Here is a 26,446-nt window from a genome sequence, read left to right as displayed (position 1 = left end):
ATGAACGTTTCCAGTCTCTTTCGTCAGCACTGGGCGGCGCTGCGCGCGCTGCTGCCGCTTACCGTGATCCTCGGTATCGCGTACCCGGTGTTCATCTGGCTGGTGGCGCAGATCCCGGGTCTCAACGACAAGGCCAACGGATCGCTCATCGAGAACGGCGGAAAACTGTTGGGCAGCAGCCTGATCGGCCAGTCGTTCACGGACGCCGACGGCAACCCGATACCGCAGTACTTCCAGAGCCGACCGTCCGCGGCCGGCGACGGGTATGACCCACTGACCACCAACGCGAGCAACCTCGGACCCGAGAGCATCGTCGATACACCCAATAAGCCGAGTCTCCTGACCCTCGTATGCGAGCGCAGCGCGGCGGTCGGTAAGACCGAGGGTGTCGATGGCACCCGACCGTTCTGCACGGGTGGCGGTGTCGGATCGGTGCTGTCGGTGATCGGGCCACGCGATTCACGCGGCAACGTCGTCCACCCGACACGAGTGGTCAGCATCAACGAGCCATGCGCGACCACCCAGGCACCGTTCCGCGACCTCTACGAAGGGATCCGTGTCGAGTGCGCAATACCGGGCGAGGACTACGGCATCGGCCAGATCGTCCCTATCCGCGGTAGTGCGCCCGCCGAACCCGCGGTGCCCGCGGACGCGGTGACGGCAAGCGGAAGCGGACTAGATCCGGATATCTCGCTCGCGTACGCAGACATTCAGGTGAACCGGGTGGCCGCCGCCCGCGGCGTCAGTCCCGCACAGGTCCGTGAGGTCGTGGCTGCGCACACCGATGGCCGGTTCCTCGGATTCTTCGGCGAGCCCTCGGTCAACGTGCTGCAGCTCAACCTGGACCTCGACGAGAAGTATCCGGGCAAAGCTGACGTCACCGGTGGATGATGGGTTTGTGACCGACCGGCCCGGCGCTCAGAAGAAGCGCGGTGAGCTGCGCATTTATCTCGGCGCCGCTCCCGGTGTCGGCAAGACTTACGCGATGCTCGGCGAGGCGCACCGCCGGTTGGAACGCGGCACGGACGTGGTCGCCGCGGTGGTGGAGACCCACGGCCGCAAGAAGACCGCCGACCTTCTCGAGGGCATCGAAACCGTGCCGCCGAAACTGATCGAGTACCGCGGCAAGCAGTTCGCAGAACTCGATGTCGAGGCGGTGCTGCGGCGCGCACCGCAGGTTGTCCTTGTCGACGAACTCGCGCATACAAATACCCCGGGCAGCAAGAATCCCAAGCGGTGGCTGGACATCGAGGAACTGCTCGACGCCGGGATCACCGTCATCTCGACGGTCAACGTCCAGCACCTCGAGAGCCTCAATGATGTCGTCACCCAGATCACCGGAATCGAGCAACAGGAGAAGGTTCCCGACGAGGTCGTGCGCGCGGCAGACCAGATCGAGCTGGTCGACATCACACCGGAAGCGCTGCAGCGCAGACTCGCCCACGGCAACGTCTATGCACCGGAACGTGTCGACGCGGCGCTGTCCAATTACTTCCGCAGGGGCAATCTCACGGCGCTGCGCGAACTTGCGTTACTGTGGCTGGCCGACCAGGTCGACGCGGCACTGGAGCGCTACCGCGAAGAGAATCAGATCACCGCGACGTGGGAGGCACGCGAACGCGTCGTCGTCGCGGTGACCGGAGGCGCGGAGTCAGAAACCCTGGTGCGCAGGGCATCTCGGATCGCGTCGAAATCCAGCGCCGAACTGATGGTCGTGCACGTCGTCCGTGGCGACGGCCTGTCCGGTGTCTCGGCGCCGCAGATGGGCACGATAAGGCAGCTGGCGGGGAGCCTGGGCGCCACCGTGCACACCGTCGTCGGCGACGATGTGCCAAGTGCCTTAATGGATTTCGCGCGCGACGAGAATGCCACCCAGCTGGTCATCGGCACGTCGCGGCGGTCCCGGTGGGCGCGGATGTTCGACGAGGGTATCGGTGCGGCCGTGGTACAGCAGTCCGGCTCGATCGACGTACACATGGTCACCCACCCCGAAGCGCGAAAGGCGTCGTCGTGGTCATGGACGGCGCCGCGCCAGCATCATCTGACATCCTGGCTCGCGGCCATCGTGGTGCCGTCCGCCGTGTGTGCGCTGTCGGTCCTCGTGCTCGATCCGGTTCTCGACGTCGGCGGGGAGAGCGCGCTGTTCTTCGTGGGGGTGCTGGTCGTCGCATTGCTCGGGGGTGTTGCGCCTGCGGCGTTGTCCGCCGTGTTATCCGGCTTGCTGCTCAACTACTTCCTGATCGAACCGCGATACACACTCGACATCGCCCGGCCGGACAACGCGATCACCAGTGTGGTGCTGCTCGCCGTCGCGGTGGCCGTCGCGGTTCTGGTCGACAATGCAGCCAAACGCACCCGCGAGGCGAGGCGGGCGTCCCGGGAGGCCGAACTGCTGGCGCTGTTCGCGGGCTCGGTGCTGCGGGGTGCAGACCTGGACACCCTTCTGGAACGCGTGCGGGAGACGTATTCGCAACGGGCCGTGAGCCTGCTGCGCGTCGGGGCCGGGATCGTCGCGTGTGTTGGCAACAACCCGTGCGTCGACGTGGATTCTGCCGACACCGCCATCGAGGTGGGCAACGACGAGTTCTGGATGCTGATGGCGGGACGCAAACTGCCTGCGCGTGACCGCAGGATTCTCACCGCCGTCGCGAAGCAGGCCGCGGGGTTGGTCGAACAACGTGAGCTCGCCGAGGAGGTCGGTAAAGCCGAGGCGATCTCGCAGGCCGACGAATTGCGGCGTTCGCTGTTGTCTGCGGTCAGCCACGACCTGCGCACTCCCCTGGCCGCGGCCAAGGCGGCGGTATCAAGCCTGCGCAGCGACGATGTCGACTTCTCCGCCGAGGACACCTCGGAACTGTTGGCGACCATCGAAGAATCCGTCGACCAGCTGACCGCACTGGTCGGCAATCTGCTCGACTCGTCGCGGCTGGCCGCCGGGGTGCTGAAGCCCGAGCTGCATACCGTCTATCTCGAGGAGACGGTACAGCGCGCGCTGCTCGGAATCAGCAAGGGAACGACCGGTTTTCGGCGACATGGGCTGGATCGCGTCAAGGTCGAGGTGGGGGATGCCGTGGTGATGGCCGACGGCGGACTGCTGGAGCGGGTGCTGGCTAACCTGATCGACAACGCGCTGAGGTACGCCCCGGAGAGCCCGGTGCGGGTGACCGCGGGTCAGGTCGGCAGCCGGGTGCTGATCGCCGTCGTCGACGAGGGTCCCGGCATCCCGCGGGGCACCGAATCGCAATTGTTCGCCCCGTTTCAGCCTCTCGGCGATCAGGACAACAGCATGGGTGTCGGCCTTGGCCTTTCAGTGGCTCGCGGGTTTGTTGAAGCCATGGGCGGCATGATCATGGCGACCGACACCCCCGGCGGTGGGCTCACCATCCAGATCGAATTGGCGGCGCCATGATGTCGAAGACCCGGGTGCTCGTCATCGACGACGAACCGCAGATCCTGCGGGCGCTGCGCATCAATCTGTCGGTGCGCGGCTACGACGTGGCGACCGCGGCCAGCGGCGCCGAGGCGCTGAGGAAGGCGGCCGACCACCGGCCCGACGTCGTCGTGCTGGACCTCGGACTACCCGACATGTCCGGTATCGACGTGCTCGGCGGCTTGCGCGGCTGGCTGACGGCGCCGGTGATCGTGCTCTCGGCACGCACCGACTCCTCCGACAAGGTCGAGGCGCTGGATGCGGGTGCCGACGACTACGTCACCAAACCCTTTGGGATGGACGAGTTTCTGGCGCGACTGCGTGCGGCAGTCCGTCGAGCCACCGCGGCGTCCGACACCGACGAGCCCGTCATCGAGACGTCGTCGTTCACCGTCGACCTCGCGGCCAAGAAGGTGACCAAGAACGGCGCCGAGGTGCACCTGACGCCGACCGAATGGGGCATGCTCGAGATGCTGGTGCGCAACCGCGGGAAGCTCGTCGGGCGCGAGGAACTCCTCAAGGAGGTGTGGGGACCCGCCTACGCCAAGGAGACGCATTACCTGCGGGTGTATTTGGCGCAGCTGCGACGCAAGCTCGAGGACGACCCGTCGCACCCGGTTCATCTGCTCACCGAAGCCGGGATGGGCTACCGCTTCCAGCAGTAGTGCTGCCCGTATTTGCGCGAGCAGACGCAAACTCCCCCGACACGCCGAGGTTTTAGGGGAGTTTGCGTCTGCTCGCACGGGCCCAGTTCGCGCTACAAAAGGCGGGGCCGCAGGCGCGCGTCGTCGATGTCGTTCCCCGCAGCGACATCCTCGATGAGGGCTCGGGCCTTCGTGACCAGCCCGGCGACGTCGACACCGTGTCGCGCCGGACGGTCCACGGCGTCGAGGCGGGCCGCGGCCCGCGTCAATACGCCCGCCGCTCCGGTGGCGTTCCCGCGCTGAATATGGGTGATGCCGACGGCGAGCTGAGCCAGGCCCTGCCACATGTCGCGCTCGTCATCGGGCGCGCTCTTCCACGCCGCCTCGAGCACCTCGTGCGCGTTGAACGCCAACCCGCGATCCAGCAGGTCCTGCGCGTAGGCCAACGAATCGGCCGGGTTCAGGTCCAGGTCGTCGGGTATCCGCGCGACGCCCTGACTGCCGTGCGGTAGCGGACGCCCGAGCGCGTCGCGCGGTCGACTGCTGCGCGCCTTGCCGAACTCGTCGCGATCGCGGTCCGCCACAAGGGCTCAGTCTACTTTTGTACGACGCTCCGCAAGCGCTGCCAAACGCCACGTGCATTCCCGGTTGCGCGGAAACGCCGCCGCCAACGCGAGGCGACGCGGAATCAGATTGAGCGGGCCGCCGACGGGCACCTCGGCCATCTCGATCCGGCATCCGTCGGCAGTGTCGTAGAGTCGCAACACGATCCGCGCCTGACCGAACGGCCGAGTTTTGGCCAGCAGCACCAGTTCCTCCAAGGGCGTGCATGACTCGACCTCGGTCTCATCGTTGATGATGATCGGCCATATCCCGATGGTGTGGTGGATCTTGCTGCCGACCGCGGGCCAGGTCGGCTCGACTGCCCGCATGCGGCTGTTGCCCACCACCCACTGCGAGTAGGTCCAGCCGTCGGCGATCACATCCCACACCTGCTTGCGCGTGGCGGTGGTGTCGCGCTTCACGGTCAACGAGCTGTCGGCAGCCGCAGGCTCACCCATCACCGGCCTCCGACCAGGGAAAACATGACAAATTGTTCAGCCATGGTGGAGGGCTACCCGCAGCGGCGACGACCAAACTCAGGGCTGTGCGGTCTCCTCGGCCAGCGCGATCAGCTTCTTGCGGACCAGGTCCGGGCGCTCGTCGACGACGAAGTGGGTGGCATCGACCGTCTCGAGCGTGTAGTCGTCGGCGTTCGCCGTCTCCGGGGACACCATAGATACGGCGACGGCCTTGTCGCGCGTTCCGAAGAGTACGCGGATCGGGACTGTTGCTCGTCGCGTCTCGGGATTCCTTCCCGCGCTGGGCAATTCGCGTGTCAGAAAGGTGCGGTAGGTGTCCTGCCCGCGCGTGCGCACACCGGATCGCGGAACCGGTCGGCGAACAGCCGTGCATCTGCGGGGTCCAGATCGGACCCGACGCCGAACATCAGCTTCTCCACGAACTTCGTGCGTTGTTGGACGAACACCCCGAAAGCGGCCAGCGGTACCTGGTAGGCGAGCTTCCACAGATGCGGCAGCACGTCGGCCGGCCGTTGCCATGGATGGTTGATGTTCATCGCCAGGTAGCCGTCGAAGCGCTCCGGGGACCGCAGGATCATGCGGTAACCCACGTAGGCCCCCCAGTCGTGGGCCACCAGCAGGACGCGGTCGAGTCCCAGCACGTCGAGCAGCGCCAGCACATCCGTGGCGACGTCTTCCTTAGCCCACTTGTGTGGTGCCGGTCCCGACCATCCGTATCCGGGCAGGTCGGGGGCGATGATCCGCAGTCCGGCCGGCGGGTCGGCCAGCAGGTCGCGCCACTCGTAGTGATGCTGCGGCCACCCGTGCAGCGCGACGACTGGGCGGCCGTCGGGCGGACCGGCCTCGGTCACGTGGAACCGCACGCCGTTGGCTTCGACGAACGACCGGCGCACACCTTCTATCTGGGGTGGTTCGACAGTCATCAATCGGACTATAGAGACCGCGTCGCGCGCTACGGTGCGGGGTATGGGCGGGTATCGCGACATCTTCGACGCCAGCATCTCCGATCCGGCGACCTTCTGGGCCGACGCCGCCAGGGCCGTCACCTGGACTCGCGAACCGGAGCAGGTCCTCGACGACTCGAACCCACCCTTCTATCGATGGTTCCCCGACGGAGAGCTCAACACCTGCGCCAACGCGCTCGACCGCCACGTTGAAGGCGGTCGCGGCGAACAGCCGGCGATGATCTACGACTCCCCCGTGACCGGGACGCAGCGCACGTATACCTACCGGGAGTTATTGGACCGCACCGCCCGATTCGCCGGGGCGCTGCGCGGACTCGGCGTGACCAAAGGCGACCGCGTCGTCATCTACATGCCGATGATCCCCGAAGCGGTGATCGCGATGCTGGCGTGCGCCCGGCTGGGAGCGGTGCACTCAGTGGTGTTCGGCGGGTTCGCCGCGCATGAGCTCGCGACGCGCATCGACGACGCCCACCCCACCGTCATCGTGTCCGCCTCCTGCGGTATCGAGCCGTCCCGGACCGTGGCCTACAAGCCCATGCTCGACGCCGCTCTGGAGATGGCCGAACATCCGCCCCGTCACTGTGTCATCGTGCAGCGCGACCACCTCGGCTGCGACCTGACGCCGGGGCGGGACATCGACTGGAACGACCTGGCCGACGCCGATCCCGTCGACCCGGTGCCGGTCGCCGCCACCGACCCGTTGTACGTGCTCTACACCTCGGGCACCACCGGCAAACCCAAGGGCATCGTCCGCGACAACGGCGGCCACGCGGTGGCGCTGCTGTGGAGCATGCGCAACATCTACGACATCGCTCCGGCCGAGGTGTTCTGGGCGGCGTCCGACGTCGGCTGGGTCGTCGGCCACTCGTACATCGTGTACGCGCCGCTGATGCTCGGCGCGACGACCATCCTCTACGAAGGCAAACCGATCGGGACCCCCGATGCGGGGGCTTTCTGGCGAGTCGTCTCGGAACACGGTGTGAAGGCACTATTTTCGGCGCCGACCGCGCTTCGCGCCATCCGCAAGGAGGACCCCGACGGCAGCCACATCGGACGCTACGACCTGTCGTGTATGAAGTACCTGTTCCAGGCCGGCGAGCGCCTGGACCCCGACACCTACGAATGGGCGGCGGCGAAGCTGGGCATCCCGGTCGTCGACCATTGGTGGCAGACCGAGACCGGGTGGGCGATAGCCGCGAATCCCATGGGCGTGGAACCCATGCCGATCAAGGCGGGCTCGCCCACGGTACCGATGCCGGGCTATGACGTTTGCATCCTGCACACCGACGGCACCGAGTGTGAACCTGGCGAAGAGGGTGCCATTGCCATCCGCCTGCCACTGCCACCCGGCACGTTGCCGACACTGTGGGGTGACGACGACCGATACCAATCCTCATACCTGTCCGAGTATCCGGGTTTCTACCTCACCGGCGACGGCGGATACCTGGACCAGGACGGTTACCTGTTCGTGATGGGTCGTATCGATGATGTCATCAACGTTGCGGGACACCGGCTTTCGACGGGATCCATCGAGGCGGCGCTGGCGACGCATCCGTCGGTTGCGGAGTGTGCGGTCATCGGCGTCGCCGATGAGATCAAGGGTCAGGTGCCGCGCGGACTGGTCGTCCTCAAGGCCGGCGCAACCGGTGACGGCCTCCCTGACGAACTGGTCAAGTTGGTGCGCGACGAGATCGGGGCGGTCGCCTGTCTGCGCCAGGTCGACGTCGTCGCGGCGCTGCCCAAGACGCGGTCGGGAAAGATCCTTCGCAAGACGCTGCGCGGCATCGCGCACGGCAAGGACGAGCCGGTGCCGTCCACCATCGAAGACCCGGCGGTGCTCGACGCGCTGAAGCCGATCCTGCGCGATTGACGCTTATTGCCGAGTAGACGCGAAAACACCAAAATCGCTGGAATTTGGGGGATTTCGCGTCTGCCCGGCAACGGGTGATGGCTAGCGTCGGCTGGCGAGCTGGCGTTTGAACGCCTCGTCGAACTGGCGGTAGGTGCCACGCATATCGTGGCCCGGCCAGTCGTCAGGCTCGAGCTCGACGGGTAGCAGCGGGTCGAGCTGTAGATGGCGGACCACGGTGATCGACAAAGCGAACAGGTAGATGAAGTCGCCGGCATCGACCGCTTCGACGTCCAGCTCGTCGCGCATGGCCTCGGTGAGCCGGCGGGCATCGGCTGCCCAATCGGCAAGGTTGAACAGGGATCTCACGACGTCGACGGGGACGTCGGTGGCCGCGCTGTGGAAGTGCACGCACTGGCGGTCGAGCACCGCGCGCAGCGTCGGCAGACGGTCCGGGTCCAGGTTGTCCGGACGTATCCAGACACCTTCACGCAGCTCCGCGAGATGTAGTCCCGCGGCGGCCTTGCGCAGGGCGAGCCGATCGGCGGCGGACCGACGCTCCAGTGAGACCACGGCCAATTCCCATGTGCCGTCCCACGGCAACGCCGTGTCGTCGAACCTGGCGGCCTCGTCGACGCGTTCCCGCCGTTCCAGCAGCGGCCCGGCCAGCGCGTAGACGCCGTCTTCACCGGTGAGCTCACCGTTGGACACCATGCGCCACAGGCAGGTGCGGGCGGCGCCGTCGCTGATGCCGAACAGTGAAGCGACCGCGACGAGCTCCCCCACCGTGAGGTGTGGTTCGTCAGCACCCAGCAAGGCCGTCGCGAGGACTGACCGTGCGCTCAGGGTGCGATCGCCAATCAGGTCGGCGACGCGGGCGCGGGACGCTGTCGGCACCTATCCCCCCAGCCAGGGTTCACGCCAACTTGGTTGTCCGGCACACAGTTTCGATGCACCTTCCGGCCCCCACGATCCGACCGCGTACGGCTGTACCGGTGGCGGATTGTCGAGTAGCGGCTGCACGATCCGCCACGTCTCCTCGACTCCGTCCTCGCGCGCGAACTGAGCGGAGTCGCCGCGCATCGCGTCGCTCAGCAGCCGCTCGTAGGGTTCGGGAGCCTCTCCCAGTTCCTCGGCGAAGATCAGCGACAAGTCAACGGAGCGAGTGCGATTGGCGCCCGGCTCCTTGGCTTGAATGATCATATCGGTGCCCGGCTTCGGGTCGATGCGCAACACGAGTTCGTTGGGTTCGTGGGTCTCCGAGGTGATCGCCAGCTTCGGCGGTCTCTTGAAGATGACGCGGATCTCGGTGGCCCGCACCGGGAGTGCTTTGCCCGCCCGAATGAAGAACGGCACGCCGGCCCAGCGCCAGTTGTCGATCTCAAACCGCAGTGCGGCGAACGTCTCGGTCTGCGAGTCGGGCGCCACGCCCTTGACCGAGCGATAACCGTCGTACTGCCCACGCACGTAATGCGCGGGATCGATCGACGGAATCGCGCGAAACACCTCCACGCGCTTGTCGCGCAGCCCGTCGGCGTCGGCGACGCTCGGCGGCTCGGCGGCGAACAGCCCGGTCAGCTGCAGCAGGTGGTTCTGCACCACGTCGCGCAGCGCCCCGACCGGGTCATAGAAGCTGCCGCGATCCTCGACACCGAAGTTCTCGGCCATCGTGATCTGCACACACTGGACCCGGTCACGGTTCCACAGCGGCTCGAAAACCGAGTTGGCGAACCGCAGGAACATGATGTCCATCGCCGGTTCCTTACCGAGGAAGTGGTCGATACGGAAGATCTGCCACTCCTCCAGCACCGCGCTGAGCTGCGCGTTGAGCGCCCGCGCGGACGCCAGGTCGTGACCGAAGGGCTTCTCCACCACCACCCGCGCGCGCGAGGTGAGATTGGCGTTGGACAGCCCCTCGACGACGCGGCCGAACAGCGACGGCGGTATCTCGAGATAGAAGACGGGCGTGTGCTTGCCCTGGATCGCCTTGGCCACCCGGTCGTAGGTTTTCGCGTCGGCGAAATCGCCGGACACCATCGACAGGCGCTTGGCGAACCGCGCGAACACGTCCTCGTCGATCGTCTCGCCGCCGGCCTCGATCGCCTGGCGGGCGTGATCACGCAGCGTCGCCACCGACCAGTCGTCGAGGGCGACGCCGACGATCGGACAGTCCAGCTGCTTGCGTCGCTCCAGCCGGTACAGCGAGCGAAACGTCATCTTCTTGGCGAGGTCTCCGGTGATGCCGAAGACCACCAGTACATCGGCGGGCGACGTCGCTGCCGTCATGGCGGTCACTTCTTCTCGGCGTGGCCGCCGAATTCGCTGCGCATCGCCGACAAGAGCTTGTCGGTGAATTCGCCGAGTTGCCGCGATTGGAACCGTTCGTACAGCGACGTGGTGATCACCGGCGCGGGAACACCCTCGTCCACGGCGGCCAAGACCGTCCAGCGTCCCTCACCGGAGTCCGACACCCGGCCGCTGAAGTCGTCGAGCTCGGGCGAGCGTGCCAATGCGTCGGCGGTGAGATCGACCAGCCACGAACCGACCACCGAGCCACGCCGCCAGACTTCAGCCACCTCACCCACGTCGATCGTGTACTGGTAGGCCCACGGATCGCGCAGTGGCGTGGTCTCCGCGTCGACCGTGCGGTCGACCTTGCCCGCGTCGGCGTGCTTGATGATGCTCAGGCCCTCGGCGATGGCGGCCATCATCCCGTACTCCACCCCGTTGTGCACCATCTTCACGAAATGCCCTGCGCCGCTTGGGCCGCAGTGCAGATACCCGTCCTGGGCGGTGCCGTCGGTGCGGGTGCGGCTCGGGGTGGGCTCGGCGCAGCCCTCCCCCGGCGCGATCGTCTTGAAGATCGGATCGAGGCGCTGTACGACCTCCGTCTCTCCGCCGATCATCAGGCTGTAGCCGCGCTCGAGGCCCCACACGCCGCCACTGGTGCCGCAGTCCACGTAGTGGATGTTCTTCGTCAGCAGACTCTTGGCGCGGGTAATGTCGTCGCGGTAGTAGGAGTTTCCGCCGTCGATCACCGTGTCGCCCGGCTCCAACAGATCCACCAACTGTTCCAGCGTCGAGTCCACCACCGCCGCGGGCAGCATCAACCACACAGCGCGAGGCTTCTCGAGTTTCTGCACGAAATCGCTCAGCGAGTCGGCACCGGTGGCGCCCTCGCCCGCAAGACCGGACACCGCGTCGGCGTTCATGTCGTAGACCACGCAGCGATGCCCGTCGCGCATGAGGCGTCGTACCAGGTTGGCACCCATGCGGCCAAGGCCGACCATTCCCAGTTGCATTGGCGAATCCGTTGCCATGTCTCTCCTCGTCGCATCGGTCGTGTCTCCAAGGCCCCATGATGCTATCTCACGATTTCATTGACACGTAGCGTTTCGAGTGTGATACTTCCGAAGCATGGCCACTCCGACAAGGGCGTCGGTCGCCGATGATCGCGACATCGCTCGCCGCATCCTGGCCCATATCGACGCCGGCACGACCGATGTGGGCGCCGCGTGGCGGGAGCCGGTCGAAAACTATTTGAATCCAACGCGATTCGCTGAGGAGCTCGAGCTGTTGCGCTCGTACCCCAGTGTGTATCTGCCGTCGGCGGCACTGCCGAAGCCTGGCGACCATGTCGAACGGGTCAGTTTCGGAGTGCCGCTGTTCGCGGTGCGCGGCCGCGACGGCAAGGCGCGGGTCTTCCGCAACGCCTGCAGGCACCGCGGGATGGCACTCGTCGAAGGGCCGGGCTGTGCGCAGGCATTGGTGTGCCGCTATCACGGGTGGACCTATCGCCTCGACGGTGCGCTGTCGCATGTGCCACACGCTGACGCGTTTCCCGACCTGGACATGGCGGCACGCGGGCTGGTCGAGGTCGAGAGCCGGGAAGTCGACGGGTTGATCGTCATCGGTCCGCTGGGATCGCTGGGCCCGGACGCGGAGGCCGCGATGTCAGCCCTGACCGACGGCAGTCCGTGGCGGGACAAGTTGATGCCGGCGACGCGGCTGTTCGCGGTGCGACCCGCTCTGCGCGCGATGAATTGGAAGGTGCTCGTCGAGCAATTCCTGGAGGGCTATCACATCCGTACGACGCACAAGGACACGTTCTATCCGCTGCAGTACGACGACCTCAACGTCGTCGAGATGTTCGGGCCGAACAGCCGAGTTACGTTCCCGTACCAAAACATCGAACGGTTGCGCGACCGTCCGGAATCGTCGTGGTCGGTGGATCACCGGGTGACCTACGTGTATCACCTGTTCCCGAATGTCATGGTCGCGACGTTCCCCAACCAGGTGCTGATGATCACCATCGACCCGGTCGACGTCGACCGCACAAACGTCACCATCTACGCCATGGTCACGCCTGACGTGGCGGAACGGGTTGCTGCCGATCGTGAATCGGCCGAGGGCGCGCGCAATCTGCTCAACGAGGGCGGGGTGGAGGACAACGAGATGTCGGAGGGAGTGCAGCGCGGACTGCATGCCGGCGCCAATGAATTCGTCGAGTTCGGCACCCATGAGAGTGCGATCGGGCACTTCCACGCCACCCTCGACGCGCGGCTGGCGGCGATGCGATGACCGATTACGAGCATCTGCTCTACGAGCAGCGCGGACCGGTCACGGTCATCACAATCAACCGGCCGGAACGCATGAACGCGATTGGCCCGCAGACACATCGGGAACTCGTCGATGCGTGGGGCCGCTTCCGCGACGACGACGGCGCGCTGGTCGGGATCCTCACCGGTGCGGGTGGCGACGCATTCAGCGCGGGCGGCGATCTCAAGGCCGCGATTGCGGGTGAGCTCGAGATCGACGCGAGCCCCGACGACGGCGTCCTGGGGCCGTCACGGTGGACGGATGTGTACAAGCCGACCATCGCGGCCATCAACGGCGTCGCGTACGCGGGCGGACTGGAGTGGGCCTGTTGGACCGATTTGGCGATCGCCGATGAACACGCCACGTTCGGGGTGACGTGCCGGCGGTGGAACATCGGGTTGGCCGACGGCGGTACGCAGCGGCTCACGCGCATCCTCGGGTACCGCCGGGCGATCGAACTCATCATCACGGGACGCGTCATCGACGCCGACGAAGCGCTGCGCATCGGGTTGGTCAACGAGGTTGTGCCGCGCGGCAACTGCGTGCAGCGAGCTCTCGAACTGGCCGAGACCATCGCGGCGCTGCCCCAGCCGGCGTTGCGCACCGATTTGGAGGCCGCCCGTCGCGGGCAGGGCAGGCCGCTGGAAGACGGGTTGCGTATCGAGGCGGAATGCTTCGGCCGGTCGATCGTCGAACCCGAGACGTTCGAGGGGCTGCGGAGGTTCAACGAACGCGACCACCCCGATCTTTTGCGATTTCGGCGTGCTAGGTCACGCTGAGCGTGACTGAGCACGCCGAAATCGCAGGGGTTTAGGCGATCGCTGCCGTGGTCTCCGCGGTCGCCGACAACCGCTGGAGCTCGGCGACGGCGTGGCGTTCGACGAACAGCGGGATGTACTCGCGCACCGGCCGGCCGTCGTAGCGGGCGTGGATCTCGCCGACGACCCACGACACCGTCACCGAGTCGATCGCCGGAAAGCGATCGATGAGGCGCTCGACCAGCTGCTCGATGAGCCGCCGTTCGGTCGCGCCTATGCCGCGGCCCGTCGTTGAGTCGTTCACACCTCGTTCAACGCACGACGCTCGCGATCCCTTGCGATTTCGGCGTGCTGAGTCACGCTGAGCGTGACTAAGCACGCCGAAATCGCCGAAAAACTAGGCGATCGACAGGGCGATACCGTCGAGAATGTCGTGCTCGCTGACCACCAACTCGTCGATGCCGGCCCGCTGCCCCAGCGCATACGCCAACTCCTCGACGATGATCGCTCCCCCGCCGATCACGTCCACCCGGCCCTCGTGCATCGGCCCCAGCGCGGCGCGCTGCGCACGTGTCATCGCGATCAGCTCATCGCAGACGGGCAGCAGGTCGCCGAAGGGCGTCCGAGACAAATGGATTGCCTCGGAGTCGTAGGTCGTCATCTTGTGCGCCAGCGCCGAGACCGTCGTCATGGTGCCCGCCACGCCGACCCAGGTGCGTGCGCGCTCGACTGGTACGACGCGGAACGCTTCGGCCAGCCCCTCGCGGACCACCTCGCGTGCCGCAGCGATCTCGACGGCGGTCGGCGGGTCGGAGTGCAGGCAGCGTTCGGTCAGCCGCACACACCCGATGTCAGCGGAGAAGCTGGCCTCGACGTCGCGCACGCCGAGTACCACTTCCGTCGACCCGCCGCCCAGGTCGACGACAACGAAAGGACCTGTCGCGGTGTCCAATTCGTTGACCGCCCCGCGGAACGACAGTTCGGCTTCCTCGGTACCCGTGATCACTTCGGCTACCGCTCCGGACACGACGCCGCCCAGTACTTCCTCGGTCATCGCGAAGAACACATCGCGGTTGGAGGCGTCGCGCGTCGCAGACGTGGCGACCATCCGCACCTTCGACACCTCGTGTCTACGCATCAGCTCGACGTAGTCGGCCAGCGCCGTCCGGGTCCGGGCCAGCGCGTCGGGAGCGAACTGCCCGGTGGCGTCGACCCCCTGCCCCAACCGGACGATGCGCATCTCGCGATGCACGTCGGAAATCTTGCCGTCCTCGATGTCGGCGATCAACAATCGAATCGAGTTGGTACCGCAGTCGATCGCACCGACCCTACTCATGAACTCCACGTCTCCCGGTCCAGAATGCCCGCCATCGCCGGTTCGGCGGCCAGCACCGCCAGTGCTTCGTCGCCCAGCGGGTTGGTGCCAGGCCCCTTGGCCAGCGAGTGCGCGATCAGCACGTGTAGGCATTTGACCCGGTCGGGCATGCCGCCGCCGGAAAACGTTGTGCCCAAAGGCTCTATCGCATCGCGCTCGGCGAGGTAGGACTCGTGAGCCCGCCGATATGCGGCGGCCAGCTCCGGATCGTGCTGAAGGCGCTCGGTCATCTCTCGCATCATGCCCGACGACTCCAATCGACTCGCCGCCGCGGTCAACGTGGGGTGCGTCAGGTAGTACAGCGTCGGAAACGGTGTGCCGTCAGGTAACTTCGGCGCCGTCTTGACGACACCGGGCTCGCCGTTGGGGCATCGGTAGGCGATCTCGAGCACACCCCGCGGTTCACGACCGAGTTGCTCCGCGACCGCCGCCAGATCCGCCGGGTCAACCACCGGCGGGCGCACTGCTCGGGGCGGGCGGAAGGGGCGCGGGACCTGGCGGACCGGGCGGCGGCGCCGGCGCAACCCCGTACGGCGCATCGGCGATGGTGCCCCACAGCGCCGTGTACCAGGGTTGGTCAGGATCCACTGTCGCCAGCTCGGCGTCGCCAGGGGTCACCGGCACCGCACTGCCCGGAGGAAGCTGCACCTGATACGGAATCTCCCCGGGCATCACGAATCCGAGGCGTTCCCGCGCCTGCGCAGCGATGAAGACGGGGTCGTTCAGCTTGACCTTCTGCTGCTCCAACTCTGCGATCTGGGCGCGCAACTGCTCCTCGGTGGCCTTCAGCTGCTTCATCTCGGTGCGCTGACCGAAGTACGTCCGCACGGGCCCCGCGATGGTCAACGTCAGCACGCAGACCACCGCGGCCAGGATCGCTGCCCGCCGTGCCGCGGAGCCGAACCGTTGCTCAGACTGCTGTTCGGCCGATACCGCAATCGATTTGCGGATCGAGTCGGCGGTGTCCTTCGGTTCGTCCTGAGCCTGCGCCTCGGCGGCTTTGGTTTGGGCCTTGGCCGCGGGCCGCGACTCAGTCGAGCGCGGTTCCCGGCGGGCGGGCGACGTGCCACGCGGTCGGCCCCGTGCGGCCTCGGACTTACCCGACTTTGGTCGAGAAGTCGGGGATCGCCGTTTGGGATCGGGCCGCTTCGCTTCGGGCACGGGCTATTTGGTCTCCACCGAATAGCGCGGGAATGCCAGGTCACCCGCATACCGGGCGGCGTCGCCGAGGGCTTCCTCGATGCGCAGCAGCTGGTTGTACTTGGCGACACGCTCGCTGCGGGCGGGCGCACCCGTCTTGATCTGACCGCTGCCCACCGCGACGGCGAGGTCGGCGATCGTGGTGTCCTCGGTCTCACCGCTGCGGTGGCTCATCATCGTGCGATAACCGCTGTTGTGCGCGAGCGCGACGGCGTCGAGTGTCTCGGTGAGCGTACCGATCTGGTTGACCTTCACCAGAAGTGCGTTTGCCGCGCCCCGTTCGATGCCGTCTTCCAGACGCTCGGGATTGGTGACGAACAGATCGTCGCCGACGAGCTGGACGCGGTCACCGATCGCGGCGGTCAGCGCCACCCAGCCATCCCAGTCGTCCTCGGACAGCGGGTCTTCGATCGACACCAGCGGATACGAATCCATCAGCCCGGCGTAGAACTCGATCATCTGCATGTCGGTACGGGTCTCTTTTTCGAACTTGTAACCCGTTCCCGCCGTGAAGAACTCGGTCGCGGCGACGTCGAGGGCCAGCGCTATGTCGGATCCGGGCTTGTAACCCGCCGCTTCGATCGCCGACAGGATCAGGTCCAGCGCCGCTTTGGTGCCTGCGACGTCCGGAGCGAAGCCACCCTCGTCTCCGAGACCAGTGGACAGACCCTGCTTCTTCAACACCGACTTCAGCGAGTGATATACCTCGGCACCCCAGCGCAGCGCCTCCTTGAAGCTGGGCGCGCCGATCGGGGCGACCATGAACTCCTGCACATCGACGCCGGTGTCGGCGTGTGCGCCACCGTTGAGGATGTTCATCATGGGCACCGGAAGGATGTGGGCGTTGGGCCCGCCGAGGTAGCGGAACAGCGGCAGCGCGGCGGACTCCGCAGCGGCCTTCGCGACCGCCAACGACACGCCGAGGATGGCGTTGGCGCCGAGCCGGGACTTGTCGGGGGTGCCGTCGAGATCCAGCAGCGCCTGGTCGATCAGCCGCTGGTCGTCGGCGCTCAGCCCGATGACCGCGGGTGCGATCTCGTCGAGCACGGCCTCCACGGCCTTTTCGACGCCCTTGCCGCCGTAGCGGGGGCCGCCGTCGCGCAGCTCGACAGCCTCATGCTCGCCGGTGGACGCGCCCGAGGGCACCGCGGCCCTGGCGAAGGTGCCGTCCAGCAGGGCCACCTCGACCTCGACCGTCGGGTTGCCACGGGAGTCGAGGATCTCGCGGGCTCCGACCTGCTCGATGATGGGCACTGGCTTCTCCTTGGTCGTGGGTGGGACGAGGTTGAGCCTAAAGGTTGGGCTGACGTGCGGCGTGTTTAGAGGGGGTGTCCGTCGGCGTACGCCGTCGCCCAGTCGCGCACAGTACGGGCGTACTGGTCGGACAGGTTGTACGCCCGCAGAGCCTCCATCCACCCCTGCGGGGTGGACAGGTCCTTGCCCCGCCAGCACAGATATCCCGCCGCCGACAGCGCCGCGTCGTCGAAGTTGTCCGGGCTGATGATGCCGTCGTTGTTGGCGTCGACGCCGTACAACCGCCAGGTCTCCGGGATGAACTGCATCGGACCCATCGCCCTGGCGTGGGTGGGGTCGCCGTCGAGTTCGCCGCCGTCGTTGTCGATGATCTCGAGGTTTCCGTTGGTGCCGTCCAGGCGGACGCCCCTGATAGGGGGGCTGACGTCGCCGTTCTCGGCGATCTGCGCGCCCCGGAAGGTGCCGTGATGGCTCTCCACCTCGCCGATGCCCGCCAGCGTCGTCCACTCCAGGTGGCAGTCGGGGTTCTCCACCTCGGCGACCCGGGCCGCGTACGCGTAGGCCTCGAGAGCGTTGATGGGGATGCCCAGCGCAGGGGCCCGTTCGGCCGCCCATTCGCGCAGCTGGTCAGCCGGCCGGCCCTCGGCGTGGGTGTCGATTTTGGGCACGGGATCGCCAGCAGGCGGTGGCACCCCCTCCGGAATCGGGGTCCCCACCCGCCATGAGCAGCTAGAAGCCATGAGCAGCGCCGTCGCTCCCACTACCGCGACCGCCCGCAGCCAACGCACGCGCGACACCAAACTCCCTCGAACCAACCTCGGTCACAGCCATCGTCCCATGCGTTCAAGACACTTTGGGCAGACGTGCCGACGCCTCCTACGCCGATTCCCGGTCAACGGGGATCATCGTGATTCGGCGACCACCCCTTGATCATGCGGTTCATCCCCATCCGCAGGGCCATCCTCAGCGCCTGAGTCAGGACCGTCCTGGACGCCGGAGTCGTCGGTCGGCGTGTCCTCGGCCGTGTCGGACGCTACAGGCCAGTGCGCCCGCCACTCGTCGGCCGAGATGTCCCCGAGCGAGGAGTCGTCGAGTTCTTCCGGGACCTCGCTCCCGCGTCGGGCCGCAGCGATGGCGAGCTCTGTGGTCCGCACGGTGTCCATGAACTCCAGCACCGCCGAGCGCAGCGCGTTCTCGGAGTCGACGTGGGGTGCCACGCTGACCGACGTGATCGATGCCGGTAGCAGGTCGTCGGGCAGCCCTGCGGCCGTCGCACGCTCAATCACCTTCTGCGCCAACGCCAATGCGGGTTGGCCGGTCGGCACATCGTCCATCGCCGAGCGGACGCCCTTGCGCGATCTCTCCTGCGCCTTGCGCTCCTCCCATTGTGCGAGTTGATCTTCCAGCGAGATCTCCTCGCCGGCAAGCACCGCGGGCACCCGGTTGACGAGCTTGCGGATGAGCGAGTCCGCGACATCGTCAATCGAGAATGGATGCTCGGGAGCATCTTCGGCGATGCGGGCGTGAAAAAGCACCTGCAGCAACACATCTCCGAGTTCGTCACGCAACTCGTCGGCGTTGCCGCTGCGGACCGCATCGAAGACCTCGTACGTCTCCTCCAGCAGATAACGGCGCAGCGAGTCGTGTGTCTGCTGACTCTCCCACGGGCCTGACGTTCGCAGCTTGTCCATCATGGCGACGGCATCCACCAGCCGGTCACCGGCCGAGGCTCGCGGTGCCTCGATCAGCCTGTCCCCGGCGGCCAGGCGCGCCTTGACCGCAGGGTGCTCCCGATCAGAGGACAGCAGCACAGGCGCGTCATCACCGTCGTAGGCCGGTCGCGCGCCAGGCAACGACCACGGCACTTTGATCGGCATCTCCTCGGTGTACTGGACGTCGCCGGAAAGGAGTTCGATCGCTTCGATCGGGATCAGGGACGGGCGCCGGGGGTCGACCAGAACGACAGTCATCGGGCACACACCCCCTCATCACGCGTTTCGACGAAACCGCTGCCTCGGTTATACCAACACCTTCTCAGACCCCGGCTCGCCTGGCAGAACCGGTAACGCCCCCCCGACCCGGCGATGGCCGCCCTGCCGGGAAGGCAAGGCGGCCATCTTGTCCTATGCCGTGGCTCAGGACTCCGGCTCGAGCGGGCCGTCCGGGATCACCCAGTGACCCGGCGCCTCATCGAAGAACGGGTTGACGATCCCATTCACCGACGGCAGCTTCTTCAACTGGCCGGGCGGGATTCCGAAGAACGGGTTCGGCACTCCGTTGATGACGGGCGTGTTCTTCAGCTGCCCCGGCGCAATGTGTCCGGCCGGCAGGTTGAAGTGAGCGTCTACCTCAGGGAACTGCACGTCCGGCAGGTTGACGCCGGGCACGTTCACATCGGGAACGTTGACACTCGGGACGTTGACATCAGGCACGTTCACACTCGGAACGTTCACATCAGGAACATTCACACTCGGGACGTTGACATCAGGCACGTTCACACTCGGAACGTTCACATCAGGAACATTCACACTCGGAACGTTGATGTCGGGCACATTCACATCCGGGACGGACGGAACGGGAACCGGAGGCGGTTCTGGCACAGCCTGGGCGAAACCCGCGCCCAGTCCGAGCGCGCCGAGCCCGAGTGCACCGGTCATCGTCGTAGTTACTGCGATTTTCTTGAACTGCATAGTTACTCCTTCGCCTTGCGTCACCGCGACATGCACCAACCAGCGCGGTGCGATCGCGTGATGTTCGGTTTGGGAAATTGCTTGACCGCTATGACCAGCGATCTCGCCGCCCCCGGTTTGGACGACAATGCAATACCTTGACCCCCCGCTATGTATGTCGGATCGCCGTGCCGATGCGTTAACAGCGCGGACCGGTACGAGCCGGCGGGGGGCGTCAAAACCGCAGGTCAAGCAGGCGAGTCGGGCGTCGAAATTAAGTCGATACTGCCCTGCGGTTTCCCGTCCAGCGCGACCAGCAGGTCGGCGACCATCTGCACCAGCTCAAGATCACGGATACGTGGTGCAGCAACGCCGTCGCCTGCGCGCGGAATCGGGACCTGCACCGTCGACGTCGTCGCACGGTACGTCGCGCTGGGATACAACCGCTTGAGCCGCACCTGCTGGGAATCCAGCAGCTGCAACGGCGAAACCCTCAGCGTCGCCTCCGAGACCGTGCTCAGCTCGGTCACCCCGTAGTGACGGCACAGCAGCCGCAGCCTCGCCACTGCCACCAACCGTCGCGCGGGTTCAGGTAGCGGGCCGTAACGGTCGACGAGTTCGTCGACGACGGCAGCCACCGCGGCGTCGTCGGGCGCCGCCGCCAGCCGACGATAGGCCTCCAATCGCAGCCTGTCACTGCCGATGTAGTCCGGCGGCAGATGCGCGTCGACCGGCAGGTCGATCCGCACATCCTTCGGTTCCTCAGGCGCCGCAACGGTTTTCCCGTCCGCAGCGGCGCGGTAGGCCTCGACGGCCTCGCCGACCAACCGGACGTACAAATCGAAGCCGACGCCGGCGACGTGACCGGACTGCTCGGCGCCGAGCACGTTTCCCGCACCGCGAATCTCCATGTCCTTCAACGCAACTGCCATACCCGCGCCGAGCTCGTTGTTCTGCGCGATCGTCGCCAGCCGGTCGTAGGCCGTCTCGGTGAGCGGAACCTCCGGCGGATAAAGGAAGTACGCGTAGCCCCGCTCCCGGCTGCGACCCACCCTGCCGCGCAGCTGATGCAGCTGCGACAGCCCGAAAGTATCTGCGCGCTCGACGATCAACGTGTTGGCGTTGGAGATGTCCAGTCCCGTCTCCACGATCGTGGTGCACACCAGGATGTCGAACTCACGGTTCCAGAACCCCTCGACCGTGCGTTCCAGTTGTTCCTCTGGCATCTGCCCGTGCGCGACGGCGACGCGGGCCTCGGGCACCAGCGCACGCACCCGCGCGGCGGCCTGGTCGATCGACCGCACCCGGTTGTGGATGTAGAAGGCCTGTCCGTCCCGCAGCATCTCGCGCCGCAGCGCCGCCGCGACCTGTTTGTCGTCGTGCGGACCGACGTACGTCAGCACCGGGTAGCGCTCCTCCGGCGGGGTGAGGATCGTCGACATCTCCCGGATGCCGGCCAGACTCATCTCGAGCGTGCGCGGAATCGGCGTGGCACTCATCGTCAACACGTCGACGTGGGTGCGCATCGACTTGATGTGCTCCTTGTGCTCGACGCCGAAGCGCTGCTCCTCGTCGACCACCACCAGACCTAGGTCTTTCCATGTCACGCCGGTCTGCAGCAGCCGGTGGGTGCCGATCACGATGTCGACCGAGCCGTCCTTCATACCTTCGAGCACCGCCCGCGACTCGGCGGCGTCGGTGAACCGGGACAACCCCTTGACGGTCACCGGGAATCCGGCCATCCGCTGGGTGAAGGTCTGCAGATGCTGGTCGGCCAGCAGCGTCGTCGGCACCAGCACCGCGACCTGCTTGCCGTCCTGCACCGCCTTGAACGCCGCCCGCACCGCGATCTCGGTCTTGCCGTAGCCGACGTCGCCGCAGATCACCCGGTCCATCGGGACGGGCTTTTCCATATCGCTTTTGACCTCGGTGATGGCCGTGAGCTGGTCGACGGTCTCGGTGAACCCGAACGCATCCTCCATCTCGGCCTGCCACGGGGTGTCGGGCGCGAACGCATGCCCAGGGGACGCCTGCCGCTTGGCGTACAGCGACACCAGTTCGGCCGCGATCTCCCGAACCGCCCTACGCGCTTTCGTCTTGGTGTTCGCCCAGTCGCTGCCGCCCAGCCGCGACAGCGTCGGCGCTTCCCCGCCGACGTAGCGAGACAGCTGATCCAGCGAATCCATTGGCACGTAGAGCTTGTCGGTGCCGCCGCCACGCTTGCTCGATGCGTATTCGAGCACCAGGTACTCGCGGCGCGCACCGCCGACGACACGCTCGGTCATCTCGACGAAGCGGCCGATACCGTGCTGATCGTGCACCACGAGGTCGCCCGCGGTCAGCGCCAATGGGTCAACGACGTTGCGCCGCTTGGCAGCTAGCCGCTTGCCCTCGGCGGCTGCGGCCCGGTTACCCGTCAGATCGGTCTCGGTGATGATGACGAGATTCGCGCCGGGGATCACGACGCCGTCGTGCAACGGACCCTTGAGCACGTTGACGATGCCGTCCTTGAGGTCCTCGCCCGGATCCAAACACACTGCTGCCGTGTCGGATTCGCGCAATTGCTCTACGACGCGGTGCGCGGTGCCGGTGCCCGGGGTGACCACGGCGGCGTGCCCGCCGGTCAGGACGTGGGCGCGCAGCATGGCGAAGATCTCGTTCACGTTGGACTGCTGGCCACGCGCCGACGGCGCCGGCCGGATGTCGATCTCCAGCGCGTCCTCGTCGGACAGCTGGCTCAGCGTCCACCACGGGTGGCCGCCGTCGCGCGCCGCCGCGCGGGCGTCGTCGAGTTCGATGAACCCGGACGCGCCCATCGCCTCGAGGTCGATCGGCACATCGCCGCCGACCGCAGCCGTCGACCACGACGCCTCGAGGAACTCGCGGCCTGTCTTGATCAGGTCGGCCGCGCGGGTGCGGACCTTCTCGGGGTCGCAGATCAGCACCGGGGTGTGCTCGGGAAGATGCGCCGTCAGGGTCGACAGGTCGGTGGGACGCAACAGCGGCAGCAGCGCCTCCATCCCGTCGACGGGAATGCCCTCCGACAGCTTGGCGAGCATGTCGGGCACGCTGCCGGTGACGGTGTTGTCGGCCACCGGGTGCTCGGCGGCGAGTTTGGCGGCGCGGTCGCGGACGTCGTCGGTCAGCAGCACTTCCCGGCATGGGACGGCGATGAGCGTGTCGACGTCGATTTCCGGGATCGAGCGCTGGTCGGCGACGGCGAACATCCGCATCTCGGAGACCTCGTCGCCCCAGAACTCGATGCGCATCGGATGCTCGGCCGTGGGCGGGAAGACGTCGAGGATGCCGCCGCGCACCGCGAATTCGCCGCGCTTACCCACCATGTCGACACGGGTGTAGGCCAGGTCGACGAGCCGGGCGATGACGGCGTCGAAGTCGGCCTCGGCGCCGACGGTCAGCGTCACCGGCTCGATATCGGCCAGGTCGGGAGCCATCGGCTGGAGCAGCGACCTGGTGGTCGTCACGACGACTCGCAGCGGCGGGCCGAGGCGCTCGTCGTCCGGGTGGGCCAGCCGGCGCAGCAGCATCAGGCGCGCGCCGACGGTGTCGACGCCGGGAGACAGTCGCTCGTGCGGCAGCGTCTCCCAGGAGGGGAACAGGGCGACCGCGTCGCCGAAGACACCGCTCAGTTCGGCGGTCAGGTCGTCGGCTTCGCGACCGGTCGCGGTGACGACGAGCAGCGGACCCGTCGCGGCGAGCGCGCTGGCGACGAACACCCGGGCGCTGGCCGGTCCGACGAGGCTGAGATCGACCGGCCTGTCGGCGGCGCGGGCGGTGACCTCCTGGAGGGAGGGGTCCCGTAGCGCCAGGTCGACGAGCCCGGCGATCGGGGTCTGGGCATGGTTGATCCCCGATACGGTCATGATCCCCCCATCCTATGCGCGCGCCATTTCTGCGATTTCGGCGTGCTCAGTCACGCTCAGCGGTACCGAGCACGCCGAAATCGCAATTGACGAACGCTCGGACGACCGCGCCGGTGGCGTCGACCAGCCGCGAATCGTCAAGCCCGGCAACACGAAACGAAGCGGTTTCGGCGTGCTTAGTCACGCTGAGCGATACCCAGCACGCCGAAATCGCAAGTTATTCGTCGAGCAGCGGCGGGTCGTGCTCCAGATGCATCAACCCGTTCCAGCACAGGTTCACCAGATGCGCCGCGACGACCTCTTTCTTGGGTTCCCGCACATCCAGCCACCACTGCGCCGTCATCGAGACCGACCCGACCAGCGCCTGGGCGTACAGCGGGGCCATCTCGGGGTCCAGGCCGCGACGGGAAAAATCCCCCGCGAGGATCGACGACACCTGGTTGACGGCCTCGTTGAGCAGCGTCGAGTAGGTGCTGCCCGACGTGATCGCCGCCGGCGAGTCGCGGATGAGGATGCGGAACCCGTCGGTGCGCTCGTCGACGTAGGTCAGCAGCGCCAGCGCCACCCGCTCGATCCGCAGCCGCGACCGATTGTTGGTCATCCTGGTCAGCGACGACGTGATGCGGTCCAGCAGCGCCGACATCTCGCGGTCGACCACCACCGCGTACAGCCCCTCTTTACCGCCGAAATGCTCGTAGACGACGGGTTTGGAGACGTTGGCGCGCTGCGCGATCTCCTCGATCGACGTGCCTTCGTAGCCACGCTCGGCGAACAACGACCGGGCGATGTCGATGAGCTGGTGTCGCCGCTCCGCGCCGGTCATCCTGGCGCGGGGCATACGCACACCACTTTCCGGGGTATCGGACTTCGGGGGCACTGCCACGGGTTTCAGGGTAGGCCCTTCGACTAACATCGCGGGTTGATCGATCCGTCGTGGTGTAATCGGCAGCACCTCTGATTTTGGTTCAGATAGTTCAGGTTCGAGTCCTGGCGACGGAGCCCCTTTTCGCACGACGCTCATACCGAGAACGGGCAGCGTAATTGTGTCCACAGCTCGCTCATGGGCAGAATGCTGCGAACGAGGCCTGACAATTCGACGGCCAGTTATCGACAGGCTGATTGTGAATCTGACGACGAAAACCGTCGTCAAATGTCCTGGGATTCACAGTCGCGCCTAGGAGAATGGACTCGCAATGACCGATCCTGATTCCGCGGTCGTGGTCTTGGCCGCCGGCGCCGGCACGCGCATGCGCTCCGACACCCCGAAGGTGCTGCATCCCCTCGCCGGCCGCAGCATGCTGTCCCATGCCCTGCACGCCGTCGCCAAGGCGGCCCCGCAGCACCTCGTCGTGGTGGTCGGCAAGGACCGCGACCAGGTGGTGCCCGCGGTCGAGGAACTGGCCGCTGACCTGGGCCGCAGCATCGACGTCGCGGTCCAGGACCAGCAGCTGGGCACCGGCCACGCCGTCGCGTGCGGGCTGACGGCGCTGCCCGCCGACTTCACCGGCACGGTCGTGGTCACCTCGGGCGACGTCCCGCTGCTTGACGCCGACACCCTCGCCGACCTGATCAGCACGCACAGCGGCGAGTCCGCCGCCGCGACCGTCCTGACCACCACGCTGCCCGACCCGACGGGCTACGGCCGCATCCTGCGCACCCAGGACCGCGAGGTGATCGGCATCGTCGAACAGGCCGACGCCAGCCCGCAGCAGCTGGCCATCACCGAGGTCAACGCCGGGGTCTACGCGTTCGACATCACCGCATTGCGCTCGGCGCTCAGCCGGCTGCGCTCGGACAACGCGCAGCAGGAGCAGTACCTGACCGACGTCATCGCCATCGTCCGGTCCGACGGCCAAGTGGTGCGCGCCAAACACGTCGACGACGCGATGTTGGTCGCAGGCGTCAACGACCGGGTCCAGCTGGCCGAGTTGGGCGCCGAACTCAACCGCCGCATCGTGGCCGCACACCAGCGCTCCGGGGTGACGATCACCGATCCGGCCACCACGTGGATCGACGTCGACGTGACCATCGGCCGCGACACTGTCGTCTATCCCGGCACCCAGCTGCTGGGCGCCACCCGCATCGGCAGTCACGCCCAGATCGGCCCCGACACCACGCTGACCGATGTCACCGTCGGCGACGCGGCGATGGTGGTCCGCACCCACGGCAGCCAGTCCACGATCGGTGACGGCGCCGCCGTCGGCCCCTTCGCCTACCTGCGGCCCGGCACGGTACTGGGCGCCGAAGGAAAGCTCGGCGCCTTCGTCGAGACGAAGAACTCCACGATCGGGAGGGGCACCAAGGTGCCGCACCTGACCTACGTCGGCGACGCGGACATCGGCGACCACAGCAATATCGGCGCGTCCAGCGTGTTCGTCAACTACGACGGCGAGAACAAGAGCCGCACCACGATCGGCTCCCATGTGCGCACCGGGTCCGACACGATGTTCGTCGCGCCGGTGAGCGTGGGCGACGGCGCCTACACCGGCGCGGGCACCGTCGTGCGCGAGGACGTGCCGCCCGGTGCGCTGGCGGTCTCGGCCGGCCCTCAGCGCAACATCGAGGGCTGGGTGGCACGCAAACGTCCCGGCTCCGCGGCGGCTGCCGCCGCGGCCGCGGCCGCCGGCGAAGAGGCCCCCTCGGAGGACCCCGAAAAGCCGTGACCCGGTTGCCAGGTGTTGGCGAACTGGCAACCCGTACGATTGAGCCGATATCGATCCCGAGCAATGAGGGCACC

22 protein-coding genes, 1 tRNA gene and 1 pseudogene are annotated in these 26,446 nt (G+C 66.9%); 8 read left to right on the top strand and 16 right to left on the bottom strand.

Features of this window, described 5'->3' with window-relative positions; all coding sequences use genetic code 11:
- Genes H7J93_RS16380 through H7J93_RS16370 form a run of 3 tightly spaced genes read left to right on the top strand, consistent with a single transcriptional unit; the run spans position 1 to position 4,095 of the window.
- Positions 1-891 (top strand): potassium-transporting ATPase subunit C, encoded by an 891-nt coding sequence (locus H7J93_RS16380; protein WP_267307345.1) that lies wholly within the window; start codon positions 1-3, stop codon positions 889-891.
- 7 nt (positions 892-898) lie between these two features.
- On the top strand, positions 899-3,409 hold the full coding sequence (locus H7J93_RS16375) for a DUF4118 domain-containing protein (RefSeq protein WP_372507899.1): 2,511 nt from the start codon (positions 899-901) through the stop codon (positions 3,407-3,409).
- Positions 3,409-4,095 (top strand): response regulator, encoded by a 687-nt coding sequence (locus H7J93_RS16370; protein ID WP_267307371.1) that lies wholly within the window; start codon positions 3,409-3,411, stop codon positions 4,093-4,095. Before H7J93_RS16375 ends, H7J93_RS16370 begins: the two co-directional genes overlap by 1 nt.
- Positions 4,096-4,187: 92 nt before the next feature.
- On the opposite strand, the gene H7J93_RS16365 is transcribed toward H7J93_RS16370, so the two are convergent.
- The 3 genes and pseudogenes from H7J93_RS16365 to H7J93_RS16355 all read right to left on the bottom strand — a co-directional run bounded on the left by H7J93_RS16365 (position 4,188) and on the right by H7J93_RS16355 (position 6,079).
- Entirely contained in the window at positions 4,188-4,658 is a 471-nt protein-coding gene (locus H7J93_RS16365; protein WP_267307344.1) for a DUF309 domain-containing protein, read from the bottom strand.
- Between the two features lie 6 nt (positions 4,659-4,664).
- Complete coding sequence (locus H7J93_RS16360; RefSeq protein WP_267307343.1) at positions 4,665-5,135, bottom strand: SRPBCC family protein; 471 nt, start codon at positions 5,133-5,135, stop codon at positions 4,665-4,667.
- 78 nt (positions 5,136-5,213) lie between these two features.
- Positions 5,214-6,079 (bottom strand): annotated as a pseudogene (locus tag H7J93_RS16355) (alpha/beta fold hydrolase).
- A gap of 10 nt (positions 6,080-6,089) precedes the next feature.
- On the opposite strand from H7J93_RS16355, the gene H7J93_RS16350 reads away from it, so the two are divergent.
- A complete protein-coding gene (locus tag H7J93_RS16350) occupies positions 6,090-7,991 on the top strand; it encodes a propionyl-CoA synthetase (protein WP_372507904.1) in 1,902 nt (633 codons plus the stop codon).
- 81 nt (positions 7,992-8,072) lie between these two features.
- Here the strand turns inward: H7J93_RS16350 and H7J93_RS16345 are convergent, their stop codons facing one another.
- Genes H7J93_RS16345 through gnd form a run of 3 tightly spaced genes read right to left on the bottom strand, consistent with a single transcriptional unit; the run spans position 8,073 to position 11,272 of the window.
- A complete protein-coding gene (locus tag H7J93_RS16345; protein WP_267307342.1) occupies positions 8,073-8,867 on the bottom strand; it encodes a PaaX family transcriptional regulator C-terminal domain-containing protein in 795 nt (264 codons plus the stop codon).
- Entirely contained in the window at positions 8,868-10,256 is a 1,389-nt protein-coding gene (gene zwf, locus H7J93_RS16340; RefSeq protein WP_267307341.1) for a glucose-6-phosphate dehydrogenase, read from the bottom strand. It lies immediately after the preceding gene.
- Between the two features lie 5 nt (positions 10,257-10,261).
- Entirely contained in the window at positions 10,262-11,272 is a 1,011-nt protein-coding gene (gnd, locus tag H7J93_RS16335) for a phosphogluconate dehydrogenase (NAD(+)-dependent, decarboxylating) (protein ID WP_267307369.1), read from the bottom strand.
- A gap of 115 nt (positions 11,273-11,387) precedes the next feature.
- Here gnd and H7J93_RS16330 point away from each other — a divergent pair, with 115 nt between their 5' ends.
- Together H7J93_RS16330 and H7J93_RS16325 are read left to right on the top strand one after the other, a co-directional pair.
- A complete protein-coding gene (locus tag H7J93_RS16330) occupies positions 11,388-12,551 on the top strand; it encodes an aromatic ring-hydroxylating oxygenase subunit alpha (protein WP_267307340.1) in 1,164 nt (387 codons plus the stop codon).
- Positions 12,548-13,348, top strand: coding sequence for an enoyl-CoA hydratase-related protein (locus H7J93_RS16325; RefSeq protein ID WP_267307339.1), 801 nt, complete (start codon positions 12,548-12,550; stop codon positions 13,346-13,348). Before H7J93_RS16330 ends, H7J93_RS16325 begins: the two co-directional genes overlap by 4 nt.
- A gap of 31 nt (positions 13,349-13,379) precedes the next feature.
- Here H7J93_RS16325 and H7J93_RS16320 read toward each other — a convergent pair whose 3' ends face one another.
- The 10 genes from H7J93_RS16320 to H7J93_RS16275 form a co-directional block, all read right to left on the bottom strand.
- Positions 13,380-13,631, bottom strand: coding sequence for a three-helix bundle dimerization domain-containing protein (locus H7J93_RS16320; RefSeq protein WP_267307338.1), 252 nt, complete (start codon positions 13,629-13,631; stop codon positions 13,380-13,382).
- Positions 13,632-13,724: 93 nt separating this feature from the next.
- Complete coding sequence (locus tag H7J93_RS16315; RefSeq protein ID WP_267307337.1) at positions 13,725-14,663, bottom strand: Ppx/GppA phosphatase family protein; 939 nt, start codon at positions 14,661-14,663, stop codon at positions 13,725-13,727.
- Positions 14,660-15,154 (bottom strand): DUF501 domain-containing protein, encoded by a 495-nt coding sequence (locus H7J93_RS16310; RefSeq protein ID WP_267307336.1) that lies wholly within the window; start codon positions 15,152-15,154, stop codon positions 14,660-14,662. The genes H7J93_RS16315 and H7J93_RS16310 overlap by 4 nt, the downstream gene beginning before the upstream one ends.
- Positions 15,147-15,863, bottom strand: a complete 717-nt coding sequence (locus H7J93_RS16305) for an FtsB family cell division protein (protein ID WP_267307335.1) — start codon at positions 15,861-15,863, stop codon at positions 15,147-15,149. Before H7J93_RS16305 ends, H7J93_RS16310 begins: the two co-directional genes overlap by 8 nt.
- A 3-nt stretch (positions 15,864-15,866) precedes the next feature.
- Positions 15,867-17,156: a phosphopyruvate hydratase gene (gene eno / locus H7J93_RS16300; protein WP_267307334.1), complete on the bottom strand. Its 1,290-nt coding sequence runs from the start codon at positions 17,154-17,156 to the stop codon at positions 15,867-15,869.
- A 65-nt stretch (positions 17,157-17,221) separates the two neighbouring features.
- Complete coding sequence (locus tag H7J93_RS16295) at positions 17,222-17,953, bottom strand: lytic transglycosylase domain-containing protein (RefSeq protein ID WP_267307333.1); 732 nt, start codon at positions 17,951-17,953, stop codon at positions 17,222-17,224.
- Positions 17,954-18,058: 105 nt separating this feature from the next.
- Positions 18,059-19,126: a nucleoside triphosphate pyrophosphohydrolase gene (locus H7J93_RS16290; protein ID WP_267307332.1), complete on the bottom strand. Its 1,068-nt coding sequence runs from the start codon at positions 19,124-19,126 to the stop codon at positions 18,059-18,061.
- A gap of 165 nt (positions 19,127-19,291) precedes the next feature.
- Complete coding sequence (locus H7J93_RS16285) at positions 19,292-19,846, bottom strand: hypothetical protein (RefSeq protein WP_267307331.1); 555 nt, start codon at positions 19,844-19,846, stop codon at positions 19,292-19,294.
- Positions 19,847-20,073: 227 nt separating this feature from the next.
- Entirely contained in the window at positions 20,074-23,709 is a 3,636-nt protein-coding gene (mfd, locus tag H7J93_RS16280) for a transcription-repair coupling factor (RefSeq protein ID WP_267307330.1), read from the bottom strand.
- Positions 23,710-23,926: 217 nt separating this feature from the next.
- Positions 23,927-24,532: a TetR/AcrR family transcriptional regulator gene (locus H7J93_RS16275; RefSeq protein WP_083148955.1), complete on the bottom strand. Its 606-nt coding sequence runs from the start codon at positions 24,530-24,532 to the stop codon at positions 23,927-23,929.
- Between the two features lie 104 nt (positions 24,533-24,636).
- Here H7J93_RS16275 and H7J93_RS16270 point away from each other — a divergent pair.
- Together H7J93_RS16270 and glmU are read left to right on the top strand one after the other, a co-directional pair.
- Positions 24,637-24,708, top strand: a tRNA-Gln gene (locus H7J93_RS16270).
- Positions 24,709-24,902: 194 nt separating this feature from the next.
- The gene (glmU, locus tag H7J93_RS16265; RefSeq protein WP_267307329.1) at positions 24,903-26,372 is read left to right on the top strand and encodes a bifunctional UDP-N-acetylglucosamine diphosphorylase/glucosamine-1-phosphate N-acetyltransferase GlmU; all 1,470 of its coding nucleotides are present in this window, start codon (positions 24,903-24,905) and stop codon (positions 26,370-26,372) included.
- The last annotated feature ends 74 nt before the right edge of the window (positions 26,373-26,446 follow it).

The organism is Mycobacterium barrassiae (assembly GCF_025822765.1).
Lineage (GTDB): Bacteria > Actinomycetota > Actinomycetes > Mycobacteriales > Mycobacteriaceae > Mycobacterium > Mycobacterium barrassiae.
The sequence above is the reverse complement of the archived record's forward strand: the minus strand, read 5'-3'. Positions and strand labels throughout refer to the sequence as shown.